Source organism: Streptomyces purpureus (assembly GCF_014648195.1).
GTDB lineage: Bacteria > Actinomycetota > Actinomycetes > Streptomycetales > Streptomycetaceae > Streptomyces > Streptomyces purpureus.
This window is the reverse complement of sequence record NZ_BMQQ01000015.1, coordinates 31,362-53,331: the sequence shown is the minus strand read 5'-3', so window position 1 is coordinate 53,331 and position 21,970 is coordinate 31,362. Positions and strand designations below refer to the sequence as shown.

At 73.7% G+C, this 21,970-nt stretch carries 17 protein-coding genes and 1 pseudogene; 13 read left to right on the top strand and 5 right to left on the bottom strand.

Features of this window, described 5'->3' with window-relative positions; translation table 11 throughout:
- Positions 1 to 85 precede the first annotated feature (85 nt).
- The 8 genes from IEZ01_RS19790 (at position 86) to IEZ01_RS19755 (ending at position 11,235) form a co-directional block, all read left to right on the top strand.
- Positions 86 to 1,675, top strand: coding sequence for an alkaline phosphatase D family protein (locus tag IEZ01_RS19790; protein WP_189202874.1), 1,590 nt, complete (start codon positions 86 to 88; stop codon positions 1,673 to 1,675).
- A 95-nt stretch (positions 1,676 to 1,770) separates the two neighbouring features.
- Positions 1,771 to 2,190: a hypothetical protein gene (locus tag IEZ01_RS19785; protein WP_019884514.1), complete on the top strand. Its 420-nt coding sequence runs from the start codon at positions 1,771 to 1,773 to the stop codon at positions 2,188 to 2,190.
- Positions 2,187 to 2,498: a winged helix-turn-helix domain-containing protein gene (locus tag IEZ01_RS19780; protein ID WP_019884516.1), complete on the top strand. Its 312-nt coding sequence runs from the start codon at positions 2,187 to 2,189 to the stop codon at positions 2,496 to 2,498. Before IEZ01_RS19785 ends, IEZ01_RS19780 begins: the two co-directional genes overlap by 4 nt.
- Positions 2,499 to 2,610: 112 nt before the next feature.
- Complete coding sequence (locus IEZ01_RS19775) at positions 2,611 to 3,984, top strand: SWIM zinc finger family protein (protein ID WP_189202872.1); 1,374 nt, start codon at positions 2,611 to 2,613, stop codon at positions 3,982 to 3,984.
- On the top strand, positions 3,981 to 6,686 hold the full coding sequence (locus IEZ01_RS19770; protein ID WP_189202870.1) for a DUF6493 family protein: 2,706 nt from the start codon (positions 3,981 to 3,983) through the stop codon (positions 6,684 to 6,686). Before IEZ01_RS19775 ends, IEZ01_RS19770 begins: the two co-directional genes overlap by 4 nt.
- Positions 6,687 to 6,762: 76 nt before the next feature.
- The gene (locus tag IEZ01_RS19765; RefSeq protein WP_028797265.1) at positions 6,763 to 8,175 is read left to right on the top strand and encodes a GNAT family N-acetyltransferase; all 1,413 of its coding nucleotides are present in this window, start codon (positions 6,763 to 6,765) and stop codon (positions 8,173 to 8,175) included.
- Between the two features lie 545 nt (positions 8,176 to 8,720).
- On the top strand, positions 8,721 to 10,421 hold the full coding sequence (locus IEZ01_RS19760) for a DUF885 domain-containing protein (protein ID WP_019884520.1): 1,701 nt from the start codon (positions 8,721 to 8,723) through the stop codon (positions 10,419 to 10,421).
- 367 nt (positions 10,422 to 10,788) lie between these two features.
- Positions 10,789 to 11,235: an Lrp/AsnC family transcriptional regulator gene (locus IEZ01_RS19755; protein WP_040875340.1), complete on the top strand. Its 447-nt coding sequence runs from the start codon at positions 10,789 to 10,791 to the stop codon at positions 11,233 to 11,235.
- Positions 11,236 to 11,253: 18 nt separating this feature from the next.
- Here the strand turns inward: IEZ01_RS19755 and IEZ01_RS19750 are convergent, their stop codons facing one another.
- From IEZ01_RS19750 to IEZ01_RS19740, 3 genes are all read right to left on the bottom strand, one after another.
- Positions 11,254 to 14,367, bottom strand: a complete 3,114-nt coding sequence (locus tag IEZ01_RS19750; protein ID WP_189202867.1) for an AAA family ATPase — start codon at positions 14,365 to 14,367, stop codon at positions 11,254 to 11,256.
- Positions 14,364 to 15,533 carry an exonuclease SbcCD subunit D gene (locus IEZ01_RS19745; protein WP_189202865.1) on the bottom strand — a complete coding sequence of 390 codons (1,170 nt, stop codon included), beginning with the start codon at positions 15,531 to 15,533 and terminating at the stop codon, positions 14,364 to 14,366. The genes IEZ01_RS19750 and IEZ01_RS19745 overlap by 4 nt, the downstream gene beginning before the upstream one ends.
- Positions 15,534 to 15,623: 90 nt before the next feature.
- Positions 15,624 to 16,250, bottom strand: coding sequence for a YigZ family protein (locus IEZ01_RS19740; RefSeq protein ID WP_189202863.1), 627 nt, complete (start codon positions 16,248 to 16,250; stop codon positions 15,624 to 15,626).
- Positions 16,251 to 16,448: 198 nt separating this feature from the next.
- On the opposite strand from IEZ01_RS19740, the gene IEZ01_RS19735 reads away from it, so the two are divergent.
- Positions 16,449 to 16,859, top strand: a complete 411-nt coding sequence (locus tag IEZ01_RS19735; RefSeq protein ID WP_189202984.1) for a CoA-binding protein — start codon at positions 16,449 to 16,451, stop codon at positions 16,857 to 16,859.
- 44 nt (positions 16,860 to 16,903) lie between these two features.
- Here the strand turns inward: IEZ01_RS19735 and IEZ01_RS19730 are convergent, their stop codons facing one another.
- Positions 16,904 to 17,653 (bottom strand): MmyB family transcriptional regulator, encoded by a 750-nt coding sequence (locus IEZ01_RS19730; RefSeq protein WP_189202861.1) that lies wholly within the window; start codon positions 17,651 to 17,653, stop codon positions 16,904 to 16,906.
- 253 nt (positions 17,654 to 17,906) lie between these two features.
- Here IEZ01_RS19730 and IEZ01_RS19725 point away from each other — a divergent pair, with 253 nt between their 5' ends.
- From IEZ01_RS19725 to IEZ01_RS19710, 4 genes are all read left to right on the top strand, one after another.
- The gene (locus IEZ01_RS19725) at positions 17,907 to 18,584 is read left to right on the top strand and encodes a helix-turn-helix domain-containing protein (RefSeq protein WP_189202859.1); all 678 of its coding nucleotides are present in this window, start codon (positions 17,907 to 17,909) and stop codon (positions 18,582 to 18,584) included.
- 32 nt (positions 18,585 to 18,616) lie between these two features.
- Positions 18,617 to 19,147 (top strand): hypothetical protein, encoded by a 531-nt coding sequence (locus IEZ01_RS19720; protein WP_019884531.1) that lies wholly within the window; start codon positions 18,617 to 18,619, stop codon positions 19,145 to 19,147.
- Between the two features lie 3 nt (positions 19,148 to 19,150).
- Complete coding sequence (locus IEZ01_RS19715) at positions 19,151 to 20,356, top strand: MAB_1171c family putative transporter (RefSeq protein WP_019884532.1); 1,206 nt, start codon at positions 19,151 to 19,153, stop codon at positions 20,354 to 20,356.
- Between the two features lie 100 nt (positions 20,357 to 20,456).
- On the top strand, positions 20,457 to 21,809 hold the full coding sequence (locus IEZ01_RS19710) for an FAD-dependent monooxygenase (protein WP_019884533.1): 1,353 nt from the start codon (positions 20,457 to 20,459) through the stop codon (positions 21,807 to 21,809).
- 79 nt (positions 21,810 to 21,888) lie between these two features.
- Here the strand turns inward: IEZ01_RS19710 and IEZ01_RS35065 are convergent.
- Positions 21,889 to 21,970, bottom strand: a pseudogene (locus tag IEZ01_RS35065) (transcriptional regulator); the annotation flags it as partial.

The window sequence follows — 21,970 nt, the reverse complement described above, 5'->3', positions numbered from 1 at the left end:
TGCGCGCCGTCACCGGCGATTAGGCATGGCGGGGCAGTCACCGCCCCTCTTCCTCACCGAACCGAACTCCTCTGGAGGCGCATCGATGTCGCACCGCCCGCCGAGTCCGTCGCCCGACCGCCGCACCGTCCTGCGCGGCTCGCTCGCCGCGTCCGCGGCACTCTCCCTGGGAGGTGCCGTCTCCCTGGGCTCCGCCGCTCCCGCCCTCGCCCTGTCGGGGCGGCCGGGCGCCGCCTGGGGCGTCCAGACCGGCGACGTCACGCAGTCGTCGGGGCTGGTGTGGGTGCGTTCCGACCGCCCGGCCCGGATGGTGGTGGAGACCGCGGCGAGCGAGTCGTTCCGGGGCGCCCGGCGCTGGTACGGCCCGCTGCTCGGCCCGGACACCGACTTCACGGGCACGACGCCCGTCTGCGGGCTGCCGGCGGGTGAGCAGATCCACTACCGGGTCACCCTCGCCGACCTGGACGACCCGCGGCGCACCGGCGAGCCGGTCCTCGGGACGTTCCGTACGGCTCCGGCCCGGCGCCGCGCGGGGGTGCGGTTCCTGTGGTCGGGGGACGTGGCGGGGCAGGGCTGGGGCATCAACCCGGACGTCGGCGGCATGCGGGCGTACGAGGAGATGCGGCGCCTGGACCCGGACTTCTTCCTGTGCAGCGGCGACACCGTGTACGCGGACGGACCCGTCCAGCCGAGTGTGACCCTGCCGGACGGCCGGATCTGGCGCAATGTCACGACCGAGGAGAAGTCGAAGGTCGCCGAGACGCTCGCGGAGTACCGCGGCAACTTCCGGTACAACCTGCTGGACCACAACGTCCGGGCGTTCAACGCGCAGGTACCGACGATCGCGCAGTGGGACGACCACGAGGTGCGCAACAACTGGTACCCCGGTCAGATCCTGGACGACCCGCGCTACACGGAGAAGAACGTGGACGTGCTCGCGGCCCGCGCGCTGCGCGCCTTCCGCGAGTACTTCCCCGTGTCGACGCTCCACGCGCGCGGGGCGGAGGGCCGGATGCACCGGGTGGTGCGCCACGGCCCGCTGCTCGACGTCTTCGTCCTCGACATGCGTTCGTACCGCAACGCCAACTCACCCGGGCGGCAGGCCGACGACACCACCGGCATCCTCGGCGTGGAGCAGCTCGCGTGGCTGAAGCGGGAGCTGGCCCGGTCGCGCGCCGTGTGGAAGGTGCTGGCGGCCGACATGCCGCTGGGGCTGGTGGTGCCGGACGGTTCGGCGAATTTCGAGGCGGTCGCGCAGGGCGACCCCGGTGCCCCGCTCGGCCGCGAGCTGCAGATCGCCGAACTGCTCCGGTTCATCAAGCACCGGCGGATCACCGGCACGCTGTGGCTGACGGCCGATGTGCACTACACCTCGGCACAGCACTACGCGCCGGAGCGGGCGGCGTTCAAGGACTTCGCGCCGTTCTGGGAGTTCGTGTCCGGGCCGCTGGCCGCGGGTGGTTTCCCGGCCAACGCGCTGGACTCCACGTTCGGCCCCGACCGGGTGTTCGTACGAGCGCCGCAGCGGGCGAACCTCTCGCCGATGGAGTCGCCGCAGCACTTCGGCGAGGTCGACATCGACGGCGACAGTGGTGAGTTGACGGTGCGTCTGCGCGCGGAGGGCGGAACGGTCCTGTTCACCAAGGCCCTTCAGCCCGGACGCGTCGGGCAGTAGGCGGCCCGGTCGGCATCGGCGACGGCTTCTCTGTTGCCTCGACGGCAATCACTTGCCATAGTGGAAAGTAGTTGCCGTCGAGATCAGGGGGAACCATGTCCGAATTCGCCGATGCCACCGAGGCGTTGGGTCGCAGCCTGCGCCTGGAGAAGGCCGCCCGGAGGGGCAGCGACTGGTATCTGCGCTATCTGGCCGTCTTCGCGGCGGCGCAGCTGGTGCTCGTCCCGGCCGTGCTGCTGGGGCACGACACATGGGTCATGCCGGCCGCGCTCGGCCTGTACGTCGTCGCCGTCGCGGGGCTGAGTGTGTACGCGACCCGGCAGCGGTCGGTGCGGCGGCGGTTCGGGGTGCGCCACACGGTCACCGTCGCGGTGTGGGGGCTGCTCTACGCCGCGACGCTGGCGCTCGGCTTCACCGCCTTCCCGGACAGCGCCGGGTTCACCGCGGTCGCGGCGGTGGTCTGCTCGGTGCCATTGGCGGTGGGGGCGTGGCTGGAGAGGCGGCAGGGCGCATGACGGACGTGAAACCGGGCAGCCATCCGCGCCACGCCCTGGAGCCGCTGCTGACCTCGCCCGTACGGCTGTCCGTCGTGGCGGCCCTCGCGCCCCTGGGCAAGGCGGAGTTCGCGTTCGTACGGGACTTGGTCGAGGTCTCCGACTCGGTGCTCTCCAAGCAGGTCGCCGCACTGGAGGAGGCGGGCCTGGTCGCGGTCGAGAAGGGTCGGGTCGGGCGGCGGCCGCGGACGTGGCTGCGCCTGACGGACGCCGGCCGTGAGGTCTACGCACGTCACCTGACGGCGCTTCGGGCGATCGCCGGGGCGTGAGAGGGGGATCGGGACCGGGAAATCGGCCCCGGAGCCGGACCGGAGCTCGGCCGGAGCAGCCCCGGAGTCGGGCCGGGGCCGATTGTCAGTGGTGGGTCCTACCGTCTTTTCCATGACGCGATCCGTACAGGCACTCGCCTATTGCCGCATGTCCGCACTCGAGTCCACGCAGTCCGGAAGGCTGCTGGGGCTCGAGACCTCGGGGGGTCTCACCCCCGCCGGCGCCGAGGCCCATCCGCGCTTCTTCTCGGGGTTCGTGACGTCCCCGCAGATCGCGGCGCGCGGGTTGCTCGCGGTCGCGGACGTGGCAGCCGCCCGCTACTACCAGCGGCTGCGGCCCGCGTCGCTGGACCCGGTGGTGACCGGAAACGGCGACCGGTTGCGCTTCGAGTCGTTCTCCGGCTGCGGCGGGGTCTACGCCCGGCTGGACGTCCTGAGCGAGGGCCTTGACGGGGCGGAGACCGGGCACGGCACCACCAATGTCGATGTGAACAACCCGCTGCGCGAGGCGCTTTCGCGGATGACCGGCGACGACCCGCTGCATCTGCGGGTGGGCCCGGAGGAGTTGGCGGTCACCACCCTGGACGGGCCGGTCGTGGAGAAGAAGGTCCCGCTGCCGGACCGCTGGCTGCGCGGTTTCGCCGAGGCACAGGTCGCCTCGGCCGGTTTCGACCTGCGGGCGGAGCTGTCCGCCGCGGATGCCGTCCGTTTCCTGCGCTCCCTGCCCAAGTCGGCGAGTGGCACCGGGCGCGGCCCGATGTGGGTCGTGCCGGCCGGGCGGACGCTGCGGCCGACCACCCGGCCCGTGCCGGGCGCCGTCTGCCTGCCGGGCCCGGACCGGCTGATCGCCCTCCAGCGGGTGCTGCGGCACGCGACCGCGCTGCGGGTGTACGGACCGGTGGCCGACGGTGCGGCGACCGCGAGCGCCTGGGAGGTGACGCTGCCGGGCATGCGGCTGACGCTGACGCTCTCGCCCGACGCCTCACGGGGCTTCTCCGGCGAGGGCGGTGTCCTGGAGGCGCTGGCCACGGAGGAGGCGGCGCAGGACGCCGAGCTGGTGTCGGTGCTCCTCGCCTGGGAGCCGCGGATCGACCTCGCGGATCTGGGTGAGCAGGCCGGTCTGCCCGTGGACCGGGTGCGCGCCGCGCTCACCCGGCTCGGCACGGCGGGCCGGGTCGGCTACGACGTGGCCGACGCCGCCTACTTCCACCGGGAGCTGCCGTACGACGCGGACCGCGCGGAGCGCCACAACCCACGGCTGGTGGCGGCCCGCGCCCTCGTCGCGGAGGGCGCGGTGACCCTGGACGGTCAGCTCGCCACCGTCGCCTCCGGGGAACGGCGCTATCAGGTGCGGGAGTCGGGCGGGGCGCTGAGCTGCACCTGCCAGTGGTGGGCCGACTACCGCGGCCGGCGGGGACCGTGCAAACACGCCTTGGCGGTACGGATGGTGCGGCGCGGCGCGCTGGTCGCGGGCGGTGCCCGATGACTCTCACCGACACCGAGTCCGTCGCGGCCGTCACCCCGGTCGACGAGCTGATGACCGCCGTACGCGAGGGGCACCACGAGACACTTCCCGGACTGCTGAAGGCGCTGGACGCGGCCGGGCGGAAGGCGGCGCTGGCCCGTCTCAAGAAGCTGCGCGCGGAGATGCGCGGGTGGGAGTGGGACCGCTGGCAGGAGCGCACCCGGCTCCAGCGCGGCCTGCTCGTCGCCGGGGCCGGCTGCCACACGGGCGCCGCGGCCGCCGCGGCCTGGATCGGCGCGCGGGACCTGCGCCGCTGGGACACCCTCCCGACGGACCTCCTGACGGAGGTGCTCGCCGACCGTGACCCCGTCTGGCTCGGCGACGTGGCGCACCGGCTGGCGGGGCGTACGTCCACCGCCGCCCAGGACTACGCCTTCATCCGCAGGCTGGTGGAGTTCTCCGGCTGCGCGGTGCCGACCACGGACGGCTATGTGCACGGCTGGGCGGGGGCGATCCGGGGCACGGGACTGCTCAAGTGTCTGCGGGCCGACGCGCACACGCCGGTCCTGGTCCCCCGTCTCTTCGAGACGGCCGAGCTCGCGGATCAGCTCGCCTGGTCGGCGACGCCGGACCAGGCCGACGGGTGGCCGGCCGTCCTCGCCGCGCTCTGCGAGGAGGGGCTGGTCGAGCGGTCGCTGCTGGTGGACGCGGTGGTGTCCAGGCTGCTGCGGGGTGGCAAGCCCGGCGATCTGAAGTTCTTCCTGGTGGTGCTGCGGCGCCTCGCGCTGACCGCGGCGGAGGAGCGGGACCGCACGGCCGACTGGATCGGGATGGCGGCCGACGGCCCGTCGACCGTGGCGGGCCACGCCCAGGCGGTGCTGGCGCGGCTGGCCGAGTCGGGCGAGCTGCCGGCGCGGGCGCTCGCGGACATGTCGGCGTCGGTGCTGTTCCGTACGGAGAAGAAGCTCGTCCGGGCGCAGTTGGTCCTCCTCGGCAAGGTGCTGCGGCGGGACCGGGCGAGCGCGGCCGAGCTGCTGCCGGTGATCGCCGAGGCGTTCGGGCACGAGGACACGGTCGTGCAGGAGCGGGCGCTGAAGCTGGTCGGCACGGTCCTGCCGGCTGTCGGCGACGAGCTGCGGGCCGAACTGGCCGGTGCGGCGGCGCTGCTGAGCCCGGTGCACCGGGAGGCGGCGGTCGCCGTCTTCGGGGCGGGAACGGCGGACGCGCGGGACGACGGGCCGTACGAGGAGCTGCTGCCGCCCGTACCGGAGCGGACGCGGCTGGCTCCGCCGGCCGCCACGCGCGCGGAGCTGCTGGAGGCGGTGGTCGTGTCGCTGCGCTCACGGCAGGACGACGCGTCGGACGTCACCCATGTGGAGCGGACCCTGGACGACCTCGTCCGTCATGCCCACCAGGACCGTGAAGGCCTGGTCCGTGAGCTCCGGCCGCTGGCCGAGAACGAATGGTGGTACCCCTACCGCGACCACCACGTCGACAATCTGCCGCCGGTCGCCACGGTGGTGGCCGCACTGGTGGGGACGATCCGGCGCAAGGCTTTGGAGAAGGAGCTCTCGCCGCAGCGCATGCCGGCGCCCGACTGCGTGCATACGGCGCTGGCTCTGATCCCTACCGCGCGGGCCCGCGAGGCGGCCCTGCTCGCCGTGACCACACCGCCGCCGTTCCTGCTGGCCACCCCGACGTGGCACACCGGCGCCCTGGACGCCCAGGAGCTGGTGGACCGGCTGACCGTATACCGCGACCTCGGGCTGGAGCCCGCGCCGGCCGACTTCGCCCAGGCGCTGCTGCGCGTACGGCGCGGGCAGCCGGAGGCGGCCGCCGCGGCGGGCCTCCTCGGCACCCCGGCCGGCGAGCGGCTGGCCTCCTGGCTGGCCGCCGAGGAACCGGCCCCGCCCGCGCTGCGCCGGGTGGACGAGCCGGTCGAGCGGACCTCGCCGCGGTGGACGTGGCATTACCCGAGCGTGCCGCGGATCGTCATGGAGACCAGGAAACGCCTCGTCCTCCAGCGGGACTTCCCGCTCCCTTTCCACGTTCTCGGCCGCCCGCACAGCACTTCCGCGTACTGCTCGCACTGGTGGACCGGGGACGGGCAGTGGACGGCGATACTCCCCCATGACCGGGAGAGTGTCGCGGTGTGGCTGCTGAACGCGGTCACCGCCTGCGCGGACCTGGACGACCGCGGCGGTACGCGGAGTCTGCCGCTGCTGGTCGAGAGCGACGGCGAGGCGGGGCCCGCGCTGCATCTGGCGCTCGCCACCGCGCTCGGCGCCCGCCACGCCGAGGACCGGCTGGTCGCCGTGGACGCGCTGCTGGTGCTGGCGGCCCGGGGCGAGTTGGACACCGCACGGCTCGGCGGCGACCTCGCCGAGCTGGTCGGCCTGGGTACGGTGAAGGTCAACCGGCTGGTCGACTCGGTACGGACGGCGGCGGCGACGGGCGCGTATGCCACGATGTGGTCGGTCCTGGCCGCCGCCCTGCCCGGAATCCTGGCGGGGGATCCGGCGCCCCGCGGGCTCGGGGAGGTGCTGGCCGTCGCCGCGGACTGCGCCGAGCGGTGCGGGGCGGGCGGTGCGATACCGGGCCTTGACGGACCGGCGGGCAGGAGCGGCGGGTCGCAACTCGTCGTCCAGGCGAAGCGGCTGCGGACCGCCCTGGCACGGGACGCCGAACAGCCCGTCTCCGAACCGTCGCAAATCAGTCATTAGGTGGCCAGATCGCCACTTAACCCTTCAGTCACATATCGTTCGTGATCACGCAACACCGCTGGGTCACAGTGAATCCATGACTGACGTGACCTCCGCGAAGAGTGCCCGCCGCCCCCACCACTGGCGGCGGGACCTCATCGAACTGGCCGCCCTGTTCACCGCCGTGGTCGTCGCCGACACCATCGCCAAGACCATCGTCCACGGCCCCGACGGCCCCTACCTGCTGTTCTTCTCGGCGATCGCCCTGATCGCCACGGCCACGTTCCACACCTGGTGGGCACGGCGCCACAGCCATGCGCCCCCCGCCGGTGATACCGGCGGCAGCGGCACGACGCCGCTGCCCGTGCCTGCTGGGCCCGACCGGCCCGCCGCGGACCGGACAGCCGCCGAGACCGCCCTGTGGCGGATGCGGACCACCGTCCGTGACGAGCCGGGCAGTCTCGCCTCGCTGTGCATCGCCATGGCCCGCCACCAGGTCGACATCCTCACCCTCCAGACGCACCCGCTCTCCGAGGGCACGGTCGACGAGTTCCTGCTGCGGGCGCCCACCACCCTGCAGGCAGCGGAACTCACCCGGGAGATCGCCGCGGCAGGCGGCAGCTCCACCTGGATCGAGCGGGCCGACGCCCACGACCTCGTGGACACCCCGACCCGTCTGCTCGGCCTGGCCACCCGAACCGCCCTCGACGCGGCGGAACTTCCTCTCGCCCTGCGCCAGTTGCTGGGCCGCTGCACCATCCGCTCCCGCCCCGCCGTCACACTCTCCGGCCGCCCGACCGGTGAGAGCGCCCCCGTCGAAGGAGTGCTGGAAGAGACGGTGATGCGCCTGCGCGACCCGAACGGCGGCGTGATCACCATCGAGCGCCCCTATCTGCCGTTCACCCCGACCGAGTTCGCCCGCGCCCGGGCGCTGGTCGAGCTCGACGCCCGCCTCGGACCGCGCGTCCCGCGCAGCCAGGACGTCCTCACCCTCCCCGAAGGCAACGAGATCACCGTCCGCCGCGCCGACCAGTCCGACCTGACCGCCGCCGTCGCCATGCACGACCGCTGCTCCGAGCGCACCCTCGGCCTGCGCTACCACGGCCCGGTCGCCGACGCCGACCGCTATCTGAACCATCTGCTCAGCCCGCGGTTCGGCCGCACCCTCGCCGTCCAGACGGCCTCCGGGCGGCTCGTCGCCCTCGGCCATCTGCTCTGGGACGGCGACGAGACGGAGGTCGCCCTGCTCGTCGAGGACGACTGGCAGCGCCGCGGCATCGGTTCCGAACTCCTGGGCCGGCTGGTGTCCCTGGCCGTCGAGGCCGGCTGCGCCAGCGTCTACGCCGTGACCCAGGCTTCCAACACCGGCATGGTCGCCGCGATGCGCGCGCTGAACCTCCCCCTCGACTACCAGATCGAGGAGGGCACGCTGGTGATCACCGCCCGGCTGGACGCCACCCCCGTGCCCTCGCGCCTCCCCTACGAGGAGTTCCACCGCGCGGACCGCTGATGGCCGGTTCCGGCGCACGCGGCTCCACTTCCCGGCGCCGGCCCGACATCACCCCGGAGACGGGTTTCGGGCCACCCGTCGGACGCGGGCCCTAGGAACGCCCGTCGTGGACGTCACCTGCGGGACGGCGGGCCGGCGACGGCGCCCCGGCCGGTGGGGCAGGCCGCGGCGACCCGTCGGAATCCGGCCAAACTCGGCCGCGCCCATGGCCGGTGCCACCGGGGACGGGTCCGCCCGGACCGGCGCGAACTGATCGGTCCGCTCCTCACAGCCGCGCCACCGTTTCCGCCCGCCCCGCACCCCGGCCCCGTACGCGCCCATCCGTCCTCCCGCCGAGGCCGCCCGGCCCGGAACGGGCCGACCTGCGACGACGTGTCCTGGCCGGGACGACCGGCTCCGTCGGCAGGCCCGGCGGGCCCCTCCGCCGGTCCTCCCAGCCCGGCGCGAGGGGCCTTCACGCCCGCCCCGCGCGGGCGCTCATTTGTCAGCCGTATGAGATCGAATGAGGGTGACGCAGAGGCATCGGAGGTACCAGGATGAGACCCATGCCAGAGCTTTCCAGCACCCCGCTGCTCCTGCCCCGCCAGGTCGCCGACGCCTATGTCGACGCACTCATCGAGCTCGACCCGATCACCGGTACCTACCTGGGAGTTCGGAAGAGCGCAGGTCTGCTCCCCGACTTCACCCCGGCCGGCCAGGAGGCACTGGCCGAACTCGCCCGGGAGACCCTCGCCCGCCTCGACGAGGCGGAGACACGGCCGGGGGCCGACAGCGACGCCGAGCGGCGCTGCGGCCGGCTGCTGCGTGAGCGCCTCATGGCGGAACTGGCCGTGCACGAGGCCGACGAGGCGCTGTGCGCGGTGAGCAACATGCGCTCCCCCGCACACAGTGTCCGGATCGTGTTCACCGTCATGCCGACGGAGACCGACGAGGACTGGACGGCCGTCGCCGAGCGGCTGCGCGCGGTCCCCGCCGCGCTGGAGGGCTACCGCTCCTCCCTCGCCCTCGGCCTGGAGCGCAAGCTGCTCGGCGGCCCCCGCGCGACGGCCACCTTCATCGGCCAGCTCACGGAGTGGGCGGGCGGAGAAGGGACCACGGGGCACGGCTGGTTCGAGGAGTTCGCCGCGGCCGGCCCCGCCGACCTGCGGATCGAGCTGGACACGGCGGCCCGCGGCGCCACCCGGGCCGTGGCGGAGCTGCGCGACTGGATGCGGGACGTCTACGCGCCGGCGGTCAAGGACGCCCCGGACACGGTGGGCCGTGAGCGGTACCAGCGGTGGACGCGGTACTTCAACGGCACCGACTTCGACCTCGACGAGGCGTACGCGTACGGCTGGTCCGAATACCACCGGCTGCTGGGCGAGATGAAGACGGAGGCCGAGAAGATCCTGCCGGGCGCGGGCCCCTGGGAGGCGCTCGCCCACCTCGATGTGCACGGCACCCACATCGAGGGCGTCGAAGAGGTCCGCGTCTGGCTGCAGAACCTGATGGACGAGGCGATCGAGGCGCTCGACGGCACCCACTTCGAACTCGCCGAGCGGGTACGGAAGGTGGAGTCCCGGATCGCCCCGCCCGGCGGCGCGGCCGCCCCGTACTACACCGGCCCGTCCGAGGACTTCTCCCGCCCCGGCCGGACCTGGCTGCCGGTCGACGGCGAGACCCGGTTCCCCGTGTACGACCTGGTGTCGACCTGGTACCACGAAGGCGTGCCGGGCCACCACCTCCAGATCGCGCAGTGGGTGCACGTCGCCGACCAGCTCTCCCGCTACCAGGCGACCATCGGCGGTGTCTCCGCCAACGCGGAGGGCTGGGCGCTCTACGCGGAGCGGCTCATGGACGAACTGGGCTTCCTGCCGGACGCGGAGCGGCGCCTTGGCTACCTCGACGGACAGATGATGCGGGCCTGCCGGGTCATCGTCGACATCGGCATGCATCTGGAGCTGAAGATTCCGGCGGACTCGCCGTTCCACCCGGGCGAGCGGTGGACGCCCGAGCTGGCGCAGGAGTTCTTCCAGCGGCACAGCAGCCGCCCGCCGGCCTTCGTGGAGAGCGAGATGACCCGCTACCTGTCGATGCCGGCGCAGGCCATCGGCTACAAGCTGGGCGAGCGGGCCTGGCTACTGGGCCGGGAGAACGCCAAGGCCGCCCACGGCGACGCCTTCGACGCCAAGGCATGGCACATGGCGGCCCTGTCACAGGGCCCGCTGGGCCTGGACGACCTGGTCGACGAACTCTCGCGGCTGTGAGGGAGGTTGACACGAACGCTCGCGGCGTGACGGACGTACCGGGGAGGTGTCCGGTCGCGACGGAGGGTCCCGCGGCCGCTCCGGGCGTGACCGAAGGTTGCGCCGCCGCCCCGGCGGTGACGGATCGGTCCGTCACGGCCGGGGTGCTGTTTCCGTCGGATCCGCTGCGTGCCGGACGGCCCGATCCCGTCTTCCGGGACGGTTGCGGCGGACGTCCGGGCCGCGGGTGGGGCCGTCGCGCTCGTGGAGTAACGCTGACCGCGCTGCTCACCGCGTCGCGAGTCGGGCGGTCACCCGCCGGGTGCCGGAGGTCCGGTCCCCGGACCCGGCCTTGATCATCCGCGGAGCGGCCTGCTATCTCTCCCTCATGACCGGATATGCACCCGACGCCACGGACTGGCGGATCCTCGAAGCCCTCCAGCAGCAGGGCCGGGCCAGCTTCGCCGAGCTCGCGCGGACGGTTTCCATGTCCGCCAGTGCCGTGACCGAGCGGGTGCGGCGGCTGGAGGAGACCGGGGTGATCTCCGGGTACACGGCCGTGGTCGACCAGGAGCGGCTGGGCCTGCCGATCCTGGCGTTCGTACGGCTGCGCTACCCGAACGGGAACTACAAGCCGTTCCACGATCTGCTCGACACGACACCCGAGGTGCTGGAGGCGCACCACGTGACCGGCGACGACTGCTTCGTGATCAAGGTCGCGACGCGGTCGATGAAGCACCTGGAGGAGATCTCCGGGAAGATCGGCACGCTCGGGTCGGTGACAACGAGCGTCGTCTACTCGTCGCCGCTGCCGCGCCGCCCCATCGGCCGCTGAGGTCTTCCCTTTGCGGGGTCAGCCGCCGACGGGCGAGGAACGGAGCCGGACCGTCGAACCGTGCCGTTCCTTCACCACCTCCAGCTGCGCGGGGATCCGGCGGCGCAGATCGGGCACGTGGCTGACGATGCCGACGCTGCGGTCCCTCTCCCGCAGGGAGTCCAGAACGTCGAGGACCTCGTCGAGGGTCTGGTCGTCCAGGCTGCCGAAGCCCTCGTCGATGAAGAGGGTGTCCAGGCGCACCCCGCCCGCCTCGTCGGTGACGACGTCGGCGAGGCCGAGCGCCAGCGCGAGCGAGGCGAAGAAGGTCTCCCCGCCGGAGAGCGTCGCGGTGTCCCGCTCGACACCCGTCCAGGCGTCGACGACATGCAGCCCGAGACCGGCGCGCTTGCCGCCGGTGCGGGCGTCGGAGTGGACGAGGGTGTAGCGGCCCGCGGACATCCGCCGCAGGCGGGCGGTGGCGGCGGCCGCGACCTGCTCCAGGCGGGCGGCGAGGACGTACGACTCCAGGCGCATCCGGCGCTCGTTCTCGGCGGAGGTGCCCGCGGTCAGCGCGGCGAGCCGGGCGACGCGGTCGTACTCCTCGCGCAGCGGGCCGAGGGTACGGACCTCGTCCTCCGCCTGCCGGGACAGCCGCGTCAGCGCGGCGCACCGCTCGCGTACGGAACCCAGCGCGGCGTCCGCGTCCCGCACCGCCCGCTCCGCCTCGGCGAGGACGGCCTGCGCGGTGTCCGGCGCGGCGGGCGGGCGCTCGGCGGCGGCCCGGGTCTCCGGCTCGGCGAGCCGGTCTGCGACGGCGGCGGCCTCGGCCTGGAAGGCGTCGAGCCGGTGCTGGAGGTCGCGGTGCCCGGCATCGTCGAGCAGCGCGGCCGCGGCGTCGGCGGGCGTGTCGAACCCGGCCCGGAACGCGGCGTCAGCGAGCCGGTCGTCGGCCTCCTTGAGCCGCAGGGCCGTGGCCTCGACGGCCCGTACGGCCTCGGCGGCGCCGTCGAGCCGCGCGATCTCCTCCTCGAGCAGCGCGGCCCGCTCGGCGACGCTCGCGGCCTCGCCCCGGGCCTTGGCGAGCCCCTGCTCCAGGGAGGCCTGCTCCTGGTCGAGCGTCTCCCACCGCGAGGTCCGGGCGGACACCCGCAGCTCGGCCCGCTGCCGGGCCTCGGTCCGCTCCTCGTACTCCCTCTCGGCACGCGCGAGCTCCTGCTCGGCCTCGTGCCGCTCCCCGGCGGCGGCACGCGCGACGCCGTGCGCCGCCTCGAGCTGGGCGACGGCCTCCGCGAGCGCCCCGACGGTGGGCTCGTCGTCCGCCGGACGCGTCCGTGTCGCGTCCAGCGCGCCGCCGGTGCCGGCAGCCGCGCCGGCCGACGCCGGCACGCCCCGCGGCACCCCGTCCGCATCCTCCAGGCCGGCCGTCACCTCCGCTCGCGCCGCGCCGAGGGCCTCGCGGGCCGCCGCGAGGGTGGCTTCGGCGGTCGATCGAGCGGCGGATGCGCGGGTGTGGCTCTCGTATGCCGCGTCTTCCGTCGCCTTGTCGACATGGTCGGCGTCGGGGCGGGCGGGGGCCGGGTGGTCCTGGGAGCCGCAGACGGCGCAGGACTCGCCGGAGACCAGGCCCGCAGCGAGTTCCGCCGCGATGCCGCGCAGACGGCGGGACTTGAGGTCGAGCCAGGTCTCGTGCGCGTCGAGGGCGCGTTCGCGGGCGGCGGTCAGGTCGGATTCGGCGGCGCGCACGTCCGCCGCGAGGGCGTCGCGGCGGCGGGCGGCGGAGAGGCGGCGGCGGGCCGGTTCGAGGAGGCCGGCGAGGTGCTCGGCGCGGGTCGCGGCCTCCTGGGCGTCGGCGATGCGCTGCTGGAGGGCGCCGCGGGTGGTGTCCCAGTGGGCCAGCCAGCCGGCCGCCTCCTGAATGGTCTCCTCGTCGGCCTGCGCCTGGCGTTCCAGGTCCGCCCGTTCCGCCGCGATCTCGGCGTGACGCCGTTCGTCCCGGCGGGCCAGGTCGAGCGCGCCGAGGTCCTGCCGGAGCCGGCTTTCGCGCGCGGAGAGCTGTTCTGCGCCCGCGTCGGCGAGGTCGGGCGGCAGCGCGGCCCGGATCCGCGCGTGGGCGGCGCCGGCCGTCTCGTGGGCGCGGACGGCCTCGTCGCGCAGGGCGAGTGCGGGGGCGACGCGTTCGGCCTTGCGGGACCGGTCGAGGCGGGCCTGCCAGCCGTCGCGTTCGGCCCGCCGCCGCTCCAGTTCGTCGGCGCGGCGCCGGGCGTCTCCGTGCCGCTGCTGGAGCGCGGCGAGCTCCCGCTCGGCGTCGAGCGCGTGCCGCGCGGCGGCCTGCCGGTCCTCCGCCGCGGCCAGTGCCGATCCGGCGATGTCGAGGGCCTCGCGCGCGTCGGAGCGGGCGAGCGCCGCCCACCGCAGGACGGCGTCGGCCAGACCCGGCTCACCGGGCCGTTCCTCGACGCCGGCGGCGGCGCCGGGGCCCGCCGCCTGCGCCATGCGGTGCGCCAGGCCGAGGAGCCGTTCGTCGCCGTCCTTGACCCGCTGCTCCGCCGCGCGCCGCAGCTCGGCGAGGCGTTCCTCGACGGCGGCGAACCGCCGGGTGTCGAAGAGGCGGCCGAGGAGCTTGCCGCGGGCTTCCGCGTCGGCCCGCAGGAACCGCGCGAAGTCCCCCTGCGGCAGGAGCACCACCTGGCAGAACTGCTCCCGGCTCATCCCCATGAGCTGGGTGATCTCCTCGCCGATCTCCTGGTGGGAGCGGCTGAGCGGCTTCCAGGCGGCGCTCGGGGCGTCGTATTCGCGCAGCCAGCTCTGGGCCTTCTCGGTGGTGAAGCCGGTGCCCTTCTTCTTCTTTCGTGGCTGGGCCGGCCGCCGGGTGATCTCCAGTCGCCGCTCCCCCACGGTCAGTTCGAGGACGACCTCGGTGGGCGTGCCGACGGGGGTGTGGTCGCTGCGCAGGGACGTGCCGGGGGTCTGGCGGGCGCCGGGCACCGCGCCGTACAGGGCGTAGCAGACGGCGTCGAGGACGGAGGTCTTCCCGGCTCCGGTGGGGCCGTGGAGGAGGAAGAGTCCGGCGGAGGAGAGCGCGTCGAAGTCGATCTCCTGTGGGGTGCCGAAGGGGCCGAAGCCGGTGACGCTCAGGCGGTGGAGCCTCATCCGGCCGTCACCTCGCGCTCGGCCGCGGCCACCCGTACGTCGTCGAAGGCGGCCCGCAGCACGGCCCGCTCGGCGTCGTCGGGGCCTGCCCCGCCCCGGACGTGGGCCACGAAGTCCTCCGCGATCTGCTGGTCGGTGCGGTCGCGCAGCCGCTGGGCGTAGGAGGCCTCGGGGTCCTCGGTGGTGCGCTCGGGTTCGAAGACGAGGCTGAGGGTGTGCGGGAAGCGGGCGGTGAGCCGGGCCATGGGCTCGACGGGCCGTACGGCGTCGGTGAGGGTCGCCTCCACCCAGGCGTCCTCGTGGCGGGAGAGGGCGGGGTCGGCGAGGAGGTCCGCGAGGTGGCCGCGGATGCGGGCGAGCGGCCGGGGCACGGGGCAGTCGATCCGCTCCGCCGTGACCGTCCCGTCGGCGTCGAGGTCGACGAGCCACATGGTCTTGCGGTGGGTGGTCTCGGAGAAGGAGTAGGCGAGGGGCGAGCCCGAGTAGCGGACGCGCTCGCTCACGGTCTGGCAGCCGTGCAGATGCCCGAGGGCTACGTAGTCGACGCCGTCGAAGACGCCCGCCGGGACGGCGGCGACGCCGCCGACGGTGATGTCGCGTTCGCTGTCGCTCGGTTCGCCGCCGGCGACGAAGGCGTGGGCGAGGACGACGGAGCGGGTGCCCGGCGCGCGGGTGGCGAGGTCGGCGCGGACCCGGTCCATGGCGGCGCCGAGGACGGCCTCGTGTCCGGCCTTGGGGGCGCCGAACTCCTCCCGTACGAGGGTGGGTTCCAGATAGGGCAGGCCGTAGCAGGCCACGTCGCCGTGGGCGTCGGTCAGCAGGACGGGGGTGCCGGCTCCGGCGGGGTCGGTGCGCAGATGGATGCCGGCCCGCTCGATGAGCCGGGCGCCGACGCCGAGCCGGCGTGCGGAGTCGTGGTTCCCGGAGATCATCACGGTCGGTACGCCGGCGTCGGCGAGCCGGTGCAGGGCCGTGTCGAAGAGTTCCACGGCGGGCAGCGGGGGCACGGCCCGGTCGTAGACGTCTCCTGCCACCAGCACCGCGTCCACGTCGCGCTCGCGCACCGTCGCCACCAGGTGGTCGAGGAACGCGCGCTGGGCGTCGAGCAGGCCGACCCGGTGGAACGACCGTCCCAGGTGCCAGTCCGACGTGTGCAGGAATCTCATGATCCCTGAGGGTAGTGGCGGGGTGTGACATCCCGGGCGGCTTCGGCATTTTTCGCGCCCGCCGCCGCGTGGGCGGCTCGTCGCCGGCGCTCAGGCATCTCCGTACGCCTCGCCGCCGAGTTCGAGCCCGGCCGTGCCGGCCGTCGCATCCGCCAGCCAGGCCCGGAAGGCGTCCACCTCGGCGTCGGGCAGACCGATCTCGATGGTCACGCGGTCCGCGTAGCGGACCTCGCGCACGGACCGGCCGGTCGCCCGCAGGTCGTTCTCCAGCTTTCCGGCGCGCTGGTGGTCGACGGTGACGGTGGCGAGCCGGTAGCGGTGGCGGGTGAGGGTGCCGAGCGCGTCGAGGGCTTCGCCGACCACTCCGCCGTAGGCCCTGATGAGGCCGCCCGCGCCGAGTTTGACACCGCCGTAGTAGCGGGTGACGACAGCTGCGACATAACGGACTTCTCGCCGCATCAGCATCTGGAGCATGGGGACGCCCGCGGTACCGCCCGGCTCGCCGTCGTCGCTGGCCTTCTGCACGGCGGCGTCGGCTCCGACGACGTACGCGTAGCAGTTGTGCGTGGCCGTCGGGTGCTCCTTGCGCACGCGGGCGACGAAGTCCTGCGCCTCCTGTTCGGTGGCGACGGGCGCGAGCGCGCAGATGAAGCGGGATCGGTTGATCTCGCTCTCGTGCACGCCCGCGCGGGCGATGGTCCGGTACTGCTCCTGCATCCCGCCACCCTACGCAGCCGGCCGGCCGGGGCGGGAATCCTCCGGTGCGGGCGTTCGTTGGCATGGGCGAACGGACGGACGAACAGCGGGAGGTACGGCGTGGCCACCGAGAAGGACGTGACGAGGGACACGGCGGCGCGGACTGCTGCGGGCGCGGGCAGCGGTGCCGCGGACGTGAGCGGCGATGTGGCGGCGTCCATGACGACCAGCACCGACGAGACCGTCCGCAAGATCCTCACCCGGGGCGGCGACACCTGGGCCGTGGTGGGCCTCTCCACGAACCGGTCCCGCGCCGCCTACGGCGTGGCGGCGGTGCTGCAGCGCTACGGCAAGCGGATCGTGCCGGTGCACCCGAAGGCGGAGACGGTCCACGGCGAGCAGGGGTACGTGTCCCTCGCCGACATCCCCTTCCCGGTGGACGTGGTGGACGTCTTCGTCAACAGCCACCTGGCCGGAGCCGTCGCCGACGAGGCCGTCGCGATCGGCGCGAAGGCCGTCTGGTTCCAGCTGGACGTGATCGACGAGGAGGCGTACGCACGCACGCGTGAGGCCGGTGTCGACATGGTCATGGACCGCTGCCCCGCGATCGAGATCCCCCGGCTCGGCTGAGACCGGGGCGGGCGGTGCGGCAGGAGGGCTCGGCTCCGGACCGGTTACCGGTACGGAGCGGCCCGCAGCTGGGTGACCGTCGCTCCCCCGGACCGCCGGTCGGGCCGCCGGTCGTGGTGCCGGTCGCCGTCGGCGGTGGCGCCCGCGCCCGAGCGGCGCAGTACCAGCGTCATCCGGGTGTAGCCCATGTCACGCAGGGTGTGCGAGGTCTCGTCGACGACCCGGCAGTGCGTGCGGCCCCAGCGCGGGTCGGGGTGGCGCAGCGGTCGTACGGCCCCGTCCCGGGAGACGGTCTCCGGGCCCACGGCCTCGATCCAGTGCGGCAGGCCCTGCTGGTAGGCGGCGTCCATGATCGGGTCGTCGGCGATGTCGCGCCGGATGGCCTGCAGGCCGCGGTCCTGCCCATGGGTCTCGACCTGGGTGGCGAACTGCGCCAGCATTGGCAGGCACCAGGAGGTCTCGCGCTCGGGCAGGACGGTGTCGGCGTCGGGGTGGAAGAGGACGAAGCGCAGGACGTTGTCGCCGGGCATGGCGGTGGGGTGCGGGCCGATGGCACGGAAGAGGGCGTCATAGGCGGGGTTGGTGAGGACAACGTCCCATCGGTGGTCGAAGAGGACCGACGGATGGGTGACGGTGTCCATCAAGGCGCCGTAGTCGCGGAGGTATTCGTCGTCGCGTGGGTTCCTGGCGTCCCGTGCGCGGTCGCTCCGGTGTCCGGAGCCGTGCCCCGTGGCCAGCGTCAGATGAGCCGGCCGGGTGCGGGCCGGACGTCCGGCCGCCGCATCTCGCGTCATGCAGATGTCACCCTTCCCGACCCTCTTCCTTCGTGCTTCGACGGCCTCGCGGTGGCACGCTTTCGCCACGCTCACACCGCGTGGCGATGGTGCTACGCGCACTGCAAGCGCGTCAACTATTGTGGCATTTCCAGCCGTTCACCGCTCAATGAACGGCGGAAAATGCCACAGCTGTGGCAAGGTCTGGCCGGTAGCCGCTGTCGGGCGTTAGCCTCCGGAGAGCCCGCTGCGCAGGACACGAGGAGAGCTAGTGGTGACGGACGGCTTCCCGGTGTCGGCCCCGACCGCGACGGACCGCCTCGCCGCGACCGTCGCCCGTGTCACCGAACTGGCCGGCAAACTCTCCGTCCCCTCGGCCGAGGTCTTCGACATCGCCCGCCTCTCCGAGGCGTCGGGCGTGCCCGCGGACGTCGTACGGGCGCTGCTGGCGGGCCGGCCGGCCGGGGAGCCGGACCTTCAGACCCGCTTCCTGCAACGCTTCGACCTGCTGCGCCGCACCCGGCTCAAGCCCAACGGCCGCCGCTACACCCAGCAGGAGATAGCCGACGGCGCGGGCATGTCGCGGCAGCAGGCCGGGGCCCTCATCAACGGTGACCGGCGCCCCACCATGGAGCACTGCGACGCCATCCAGCGCTTCTTCCGCGTCCATGCCGGCTTCCTGACGGCCGAGGATCCCGAGGCGCTGGCGGGCGCCCTCCAGCGGACCGAGCAGGAACTCCTCCAGCGGCTCACCGAACTCGACCGCGCGAAGGCCCCGGCGCTGCCCGACGGGACCGGCCGCGAGACGGACCGGCTGGAGCGGCTGCTGCAGGACCACGGCGTGCGCGGCATCGCCTGGCGGGCCGCGCAACTGCCCACCGACCAGCACCGGGACAAGGTGACGGAGTGGCTGGACATGCTCCTGGAGAGCGTCAAGCGGCCCGAGTCGTGAGCCGGGGGAGAACTGTGGGCAGGGGCAAGGAAATGCGGCGGCTGCGCGACGAACTGGTCGCGGGACTCACTCTTCCGGCGCCGGCCGCGCCGGCCGATCTCTACCAGGCGCTGTGCGACGGCATGAGCAGGCGCCGGGGCCGTCCGGTCCAGTACCGCATGGCCTGCTTCCCGCCGGCGACCGCCAGCGGGCTGTGGCTCGACATGGCCGACCAGGACCTCGTGGTGATCGAGGAGCGCACCGCCCCCGACCACCAACTCGTCATCCTGGGCCATGAGTTATGGCACATGAATGCGGGTCACTGCAGTCACCACGTCGACGGAGCGGCGGTCGCCTCCCGGGTCCTCTCGGACGACGCCGATCTCACCGCGGCGGTACGGCAGGTCGCGGCGCGTACCCAGTTCGACCAGGCGGAGGAGAACGAGGCGGAGAGCTTCGGGCTGATGCTGGCGAGCAAGTGCCGTGCCTGGCTGACCGGGTCGACGCTGCGCGGCCCCGCGCGGGAGAACGGACTGGCCGGCCGGATCGAGGCCTCCCTGGGATATCGAGGGCCCCGGGGCTGAGGGATGAACGGAACGGTCTACTACGCCCCGGCCGCCGTCATGGCGATCGCGCTCGGATTCAAGCTGCCCGCGCTGACCCGCGCCTGGCGCGATCCGCTGCTGCGGTCGGTGTGCGCGCTGCTGGCGCTCGCCGGGATGGTGTTCTTCTTCGCCGCGCCGCCCACGATCCATGAGGTCAACCGGCTGACGGGAATCCCCAACTTCTCGGCGCCGCTGGTGTACGCGCTGCTGAGCGCGTTCTCCGCGTCCTGTCTGGTGCTGATCGTCAACTGGCGTGGCGGCCCGCCGGAGGTGACCCGGCGGATCTCGCGCCGCTGGATCGCCGGGTACAGCGTGGTGATCGTGGCGCTGTGGGTGCTGTTCGCCCTCGGGGACGCGCCCGTGGAGCGGCTGCGGGACCTCGACACGTACTACTGCTCCACGCCGTACATCCGCGAGATGATCCTGCTCTACCTCGCGGCGCTGACGGTGGCGGGGTTCGCGATGACGATCCTGTGCTGGCGGTGGTCGCTGCGGGTCCGTGGCTGGCTGCGGACCGGGCTGGTGATCATCGTGATCGGCTACCTGTTCAACATCGCCTATCTGGTGACCAAGTTCTCCGCGGTGTTCGCCCGTTGGGCCGGCCACGACTGGGACGAGCTGAGCAGCTCCGTCGCTCCGGTCCTCGCCTCGGCCGGGGCGCAGGTCAGCGCGGTGGGGTTCTGTCTGCCGCTGGCCTGCCAGCGGATGGCGGACGCGTGGTCCGCCCGGGTGACCTACCGCCGTCTGGAGCCGCTGTGGGGCGAGTTGGCGTCGGTCGCGCCGCCGCACGCGCGCGGAGTGCGGCTGTTCTGGTGGTCGTCGGGTGAACTTCGGGTCACCCAGCGGGAGTCCGACATCCACGACGGGATGCTCATCCTCTACCCGTACTTCGACGCGCGGGTACGTGACGACGCCTACGAGGCCGCGCTACGGGCCGGATCCGATCCGGCGCAGGCACAGGCGGAGGCGGACGCGGCGATGGTGACGGCAGCGGTACGGGCCCGGGCGGCGGACCCCGAAGGCAAGATCATATGCTCGGCCGAGGGATCGGCGTCCGCGTTCGAGCCGTCCGAGGGCCCACGGGATCTGGTGCGGATGTCCCTCGCCATGCGTCAGTCACCCGTTGTCGCGGCAGCCCGAGGGCGCGCGGCCAGGCAGGAGAGCCAATTCCATGAGCGAACCCGATAGAGCGCACGAGACGCACGAGACGCGCCAACCGCACCGGGCGACACCCCGCCACGGAGCGGACCTGCGGCGCGCCGTCGTCATCGGCGGCGGGATGGCGGGGATGCTGGCCGCCGCGGCGCTGCGCGACCGCGCCGACGCGATCACCGTCGTCGAGCGTGATGTACTCCCCGCGGAACCGGAGCCGCGCAAGGGGCTCCCGCAGGCCCGGCACGTCCACGTCCTGTGGTCGGGCGGGGCCCGGGCCGTCGAGGACCTGCTGCCCGGGGTGACCGACCGCTGGCTGGCCGCCGGAGCGCGCCGCGTCCCGCTGCCGACCGGCCTGGTGTCGATGCAGGCGCAGGGCTGGATCCGGCGCTGGTCCGAGATGCAGTTCATGATCGCCTGTAGTCGCGACCTGCTGGACTGGGTGGTCCGCGAGGAGGTCGTGGCGCTGCCCGGCGTGAACGTCCTGGAGCGCACCGAACTGCTCGGCCTGGAAGGCGGCTCCACGCGCGTCACCGGCGTACGGGTCCGCGACGCGGAGGGGGCGGAGCGGGTCCTGGAGGCGGATCTCGTGGTGGACGCCTCGGGCCGGGGGTCGCGGGCTCCGGCCTGGCTCGCCTCGCTCGGCGTGCCTCAGGTGCACGAGGAGGAGGTCGACTCGGGGCTCGTGTACGCGAGCCGGATCTTCCGTGCCCCCGAGGGCGCCGAGGACTACCCCGTGGTCAACGTGCAGTCGGACGCCCGGGAGCCGCGGCCGGGGCGGACGACCACGATCGTGCCGATCGAGGGGCGCCGCTGGCAGGTCACGCTGTCGGGGACCCGGGGCGGCCAGCCCAGCAGCGCCGCCGACGAGTTCGAGGCCTTCGCCCGGTCCGTCCGCCATCCGGTGGTCGGTGAACTCATCGCGCACGCCGAGCCGTTGACGGATGTGGCGGTCTCCCGCAGCACGGTCAACCGCCGCCGGTTCTTCGAGAAGGTACGGGAGTGGCCGGAGGGGTTCGTGGCGCTCGGCGACGCCGTCGCCACGTACAACCCCGTGTACGGTCACGGCCTTTCGGTGGCCGCGCAGGGCGCGGTGGCGTTGCGGGAGAACGTCTCGGTCCACGGCCTGGCGGCCCCCGGCCTTGCGCAGCGCGTCCAGCGCGCGGTGGCGCGGCCGGTCGCCACGGCCTGGGACCTGGCCACCGGGCAGGACATCCTGTACCCGGGCGCCGTCGGCAAGCAGCCCGGGCTCGCCGCCAAGGCGCTGCGCCGTTACGTGGACCGGCTGCTGCTCACGGCCACCGGCCGCCCTCGGATCACCAAGGCGTTCTTCGACGTCATCACCCTGTCCGCGCCCGTCACTTCACTCGTGAGGCCGGACATCGTCCTCGGGGTGCTGCGCGGCCCGAGAAGGCCGCCGCTGGACACCCCGCCGCTCACCGAGCGGGAGCTGACGACCGTGGTGGGCGCGGCGGCCGACCGGCCTTAGCCAGCGGGTCCGCCCCGCGCCCGCGTCCCCGGCGGCCTCAGCGATCCCGAGGCCGTCGAGGCGGACCGGCGGCCCCGTCTCAGCGGGCGGGCGGGATGGAGACCGCCATGGTCATCTCGACGGTCTCGGCGCCCTTGTTGCGGTAGGCGTGCGGGGAGTTG

Excerpts from the sequence above, each read along its gene's own strand:
- IEZ01_RS19760 (WP_019884520.1), top strand. The coding sequence starts at position 8,721 with ATGCCAGAGCTTTCCAGCACCCCGCTGCTCCTGCCCCGCCAGGTCGCC.
- IEZ01_RS19710 (WP_019884533.1), top strand. The coding sequence starts at position 20,457 with ATGCTGGCCGCCGCGGCGCTGCGCGACCGCGCCGACGCGATCACCGTC.
- IEZ01_RS19785 (WP_019884514.1), top strand. The coding sequence starts at position 1,771 with ATGTCCGAATTCGCCGATGCCACCGAGGCGTTGGGTCGCAGCCTGCGC.
- IEZ01_RS19765 (WP_028797265.1), top strand. The coding sequence starts at position 6,763 with ATGACTGACGTGACCTCCGCGAAGAGTGCCCGCCGCCCCCACCACTGG.
- IEZ01_RS19745 (WP_189202865.1), bottom strand. The coding sequence starts at position 15,533 with ATGAGATTCCTGCACACGTCGGACTGGCACCTGGGACGGTCGTTCCAC.
- IEZ01_RS19740 (WP_189202863.1), bottom strand. The coding sequence starts at position 16,250 with ATGCAGGAGCAGTACCGGACCATCGCCCGCGCGGGCGTGCACGAGAGC.
- IEZ01_RS19755 (WP_040875340.1), top strand. The coding sequence starts at position 10,789 with ATGACCGGATATGCACCCGACGCCACGGACTGGCGGATCCTCGAAGCC.
- IEZ01_RS19780 (WP_019884516.1), top strand. The coding sequence starts at position 2,187 with ATGACGGACGTGAAACCGGGCAGCCATCCGCGCCACGCCCTGGAGCCG.
- IEZ01_RS19730 (WP_189202861.1), bottom strand. The coding sequence starts at position 17,653 with ATGACGCGAGATGCGGCGGCCGGACGTCCGGCCCGCACCCGGCCGGCT.
- IEZ01_RS19720 (WP_019884531.1), top strand. The coding sequence starts at position 18,617 with ATGCGGCGGCTGCGCGACGAACTGGTCGCGGGACTCACTCTTCCGGCG.
- IEZ01_RS19790 (WP_189202874.1), top strand. The coding sequence starts at position 86 with ATGTCGCACCGCCCGCCGAGTCCGTCGCCCGACCGCCGCACCGTCCTG.
- IEZ01_RS19775 (WP_189202872.1), top strand. The coding sequence starts at position 2,611 with ATGACGCGATCCGTACAGGCACTCGCCTATTGCCGCATGTCCGCACTC.
- IEZ01_RS19770 (WP_189202870.1), top strand. The coding sequence starts at position 3,981 with ATGACTCTCACCGACACCGAGTCCGTCGCGGCCGTCACCCCGGTCGAC.
- IEZ01_RS19715 (WP_019884532.1), top strand. The coding sequence starts at position 19,151 with ATGAACGGAACGGTCTACTACGCCCCGGCCGCCGTCATGGCGATCGCG.
- IEZ01_RS19735 (WP_189202984.1), top strand. The coding sequence starts at position 16,449 with ATGACGACCAGCACCGACGAGACCGTCCGCAAGATCCTCACCCGGGGC.
- IEZ01_RS19750 (WP_189202867.1), bottom strand. The coding sequence starts at position 14,367 with ATGAGGCTCCACCGCCTGAGCGTCACCGGCTTCGGCCCCTTCGGCACC.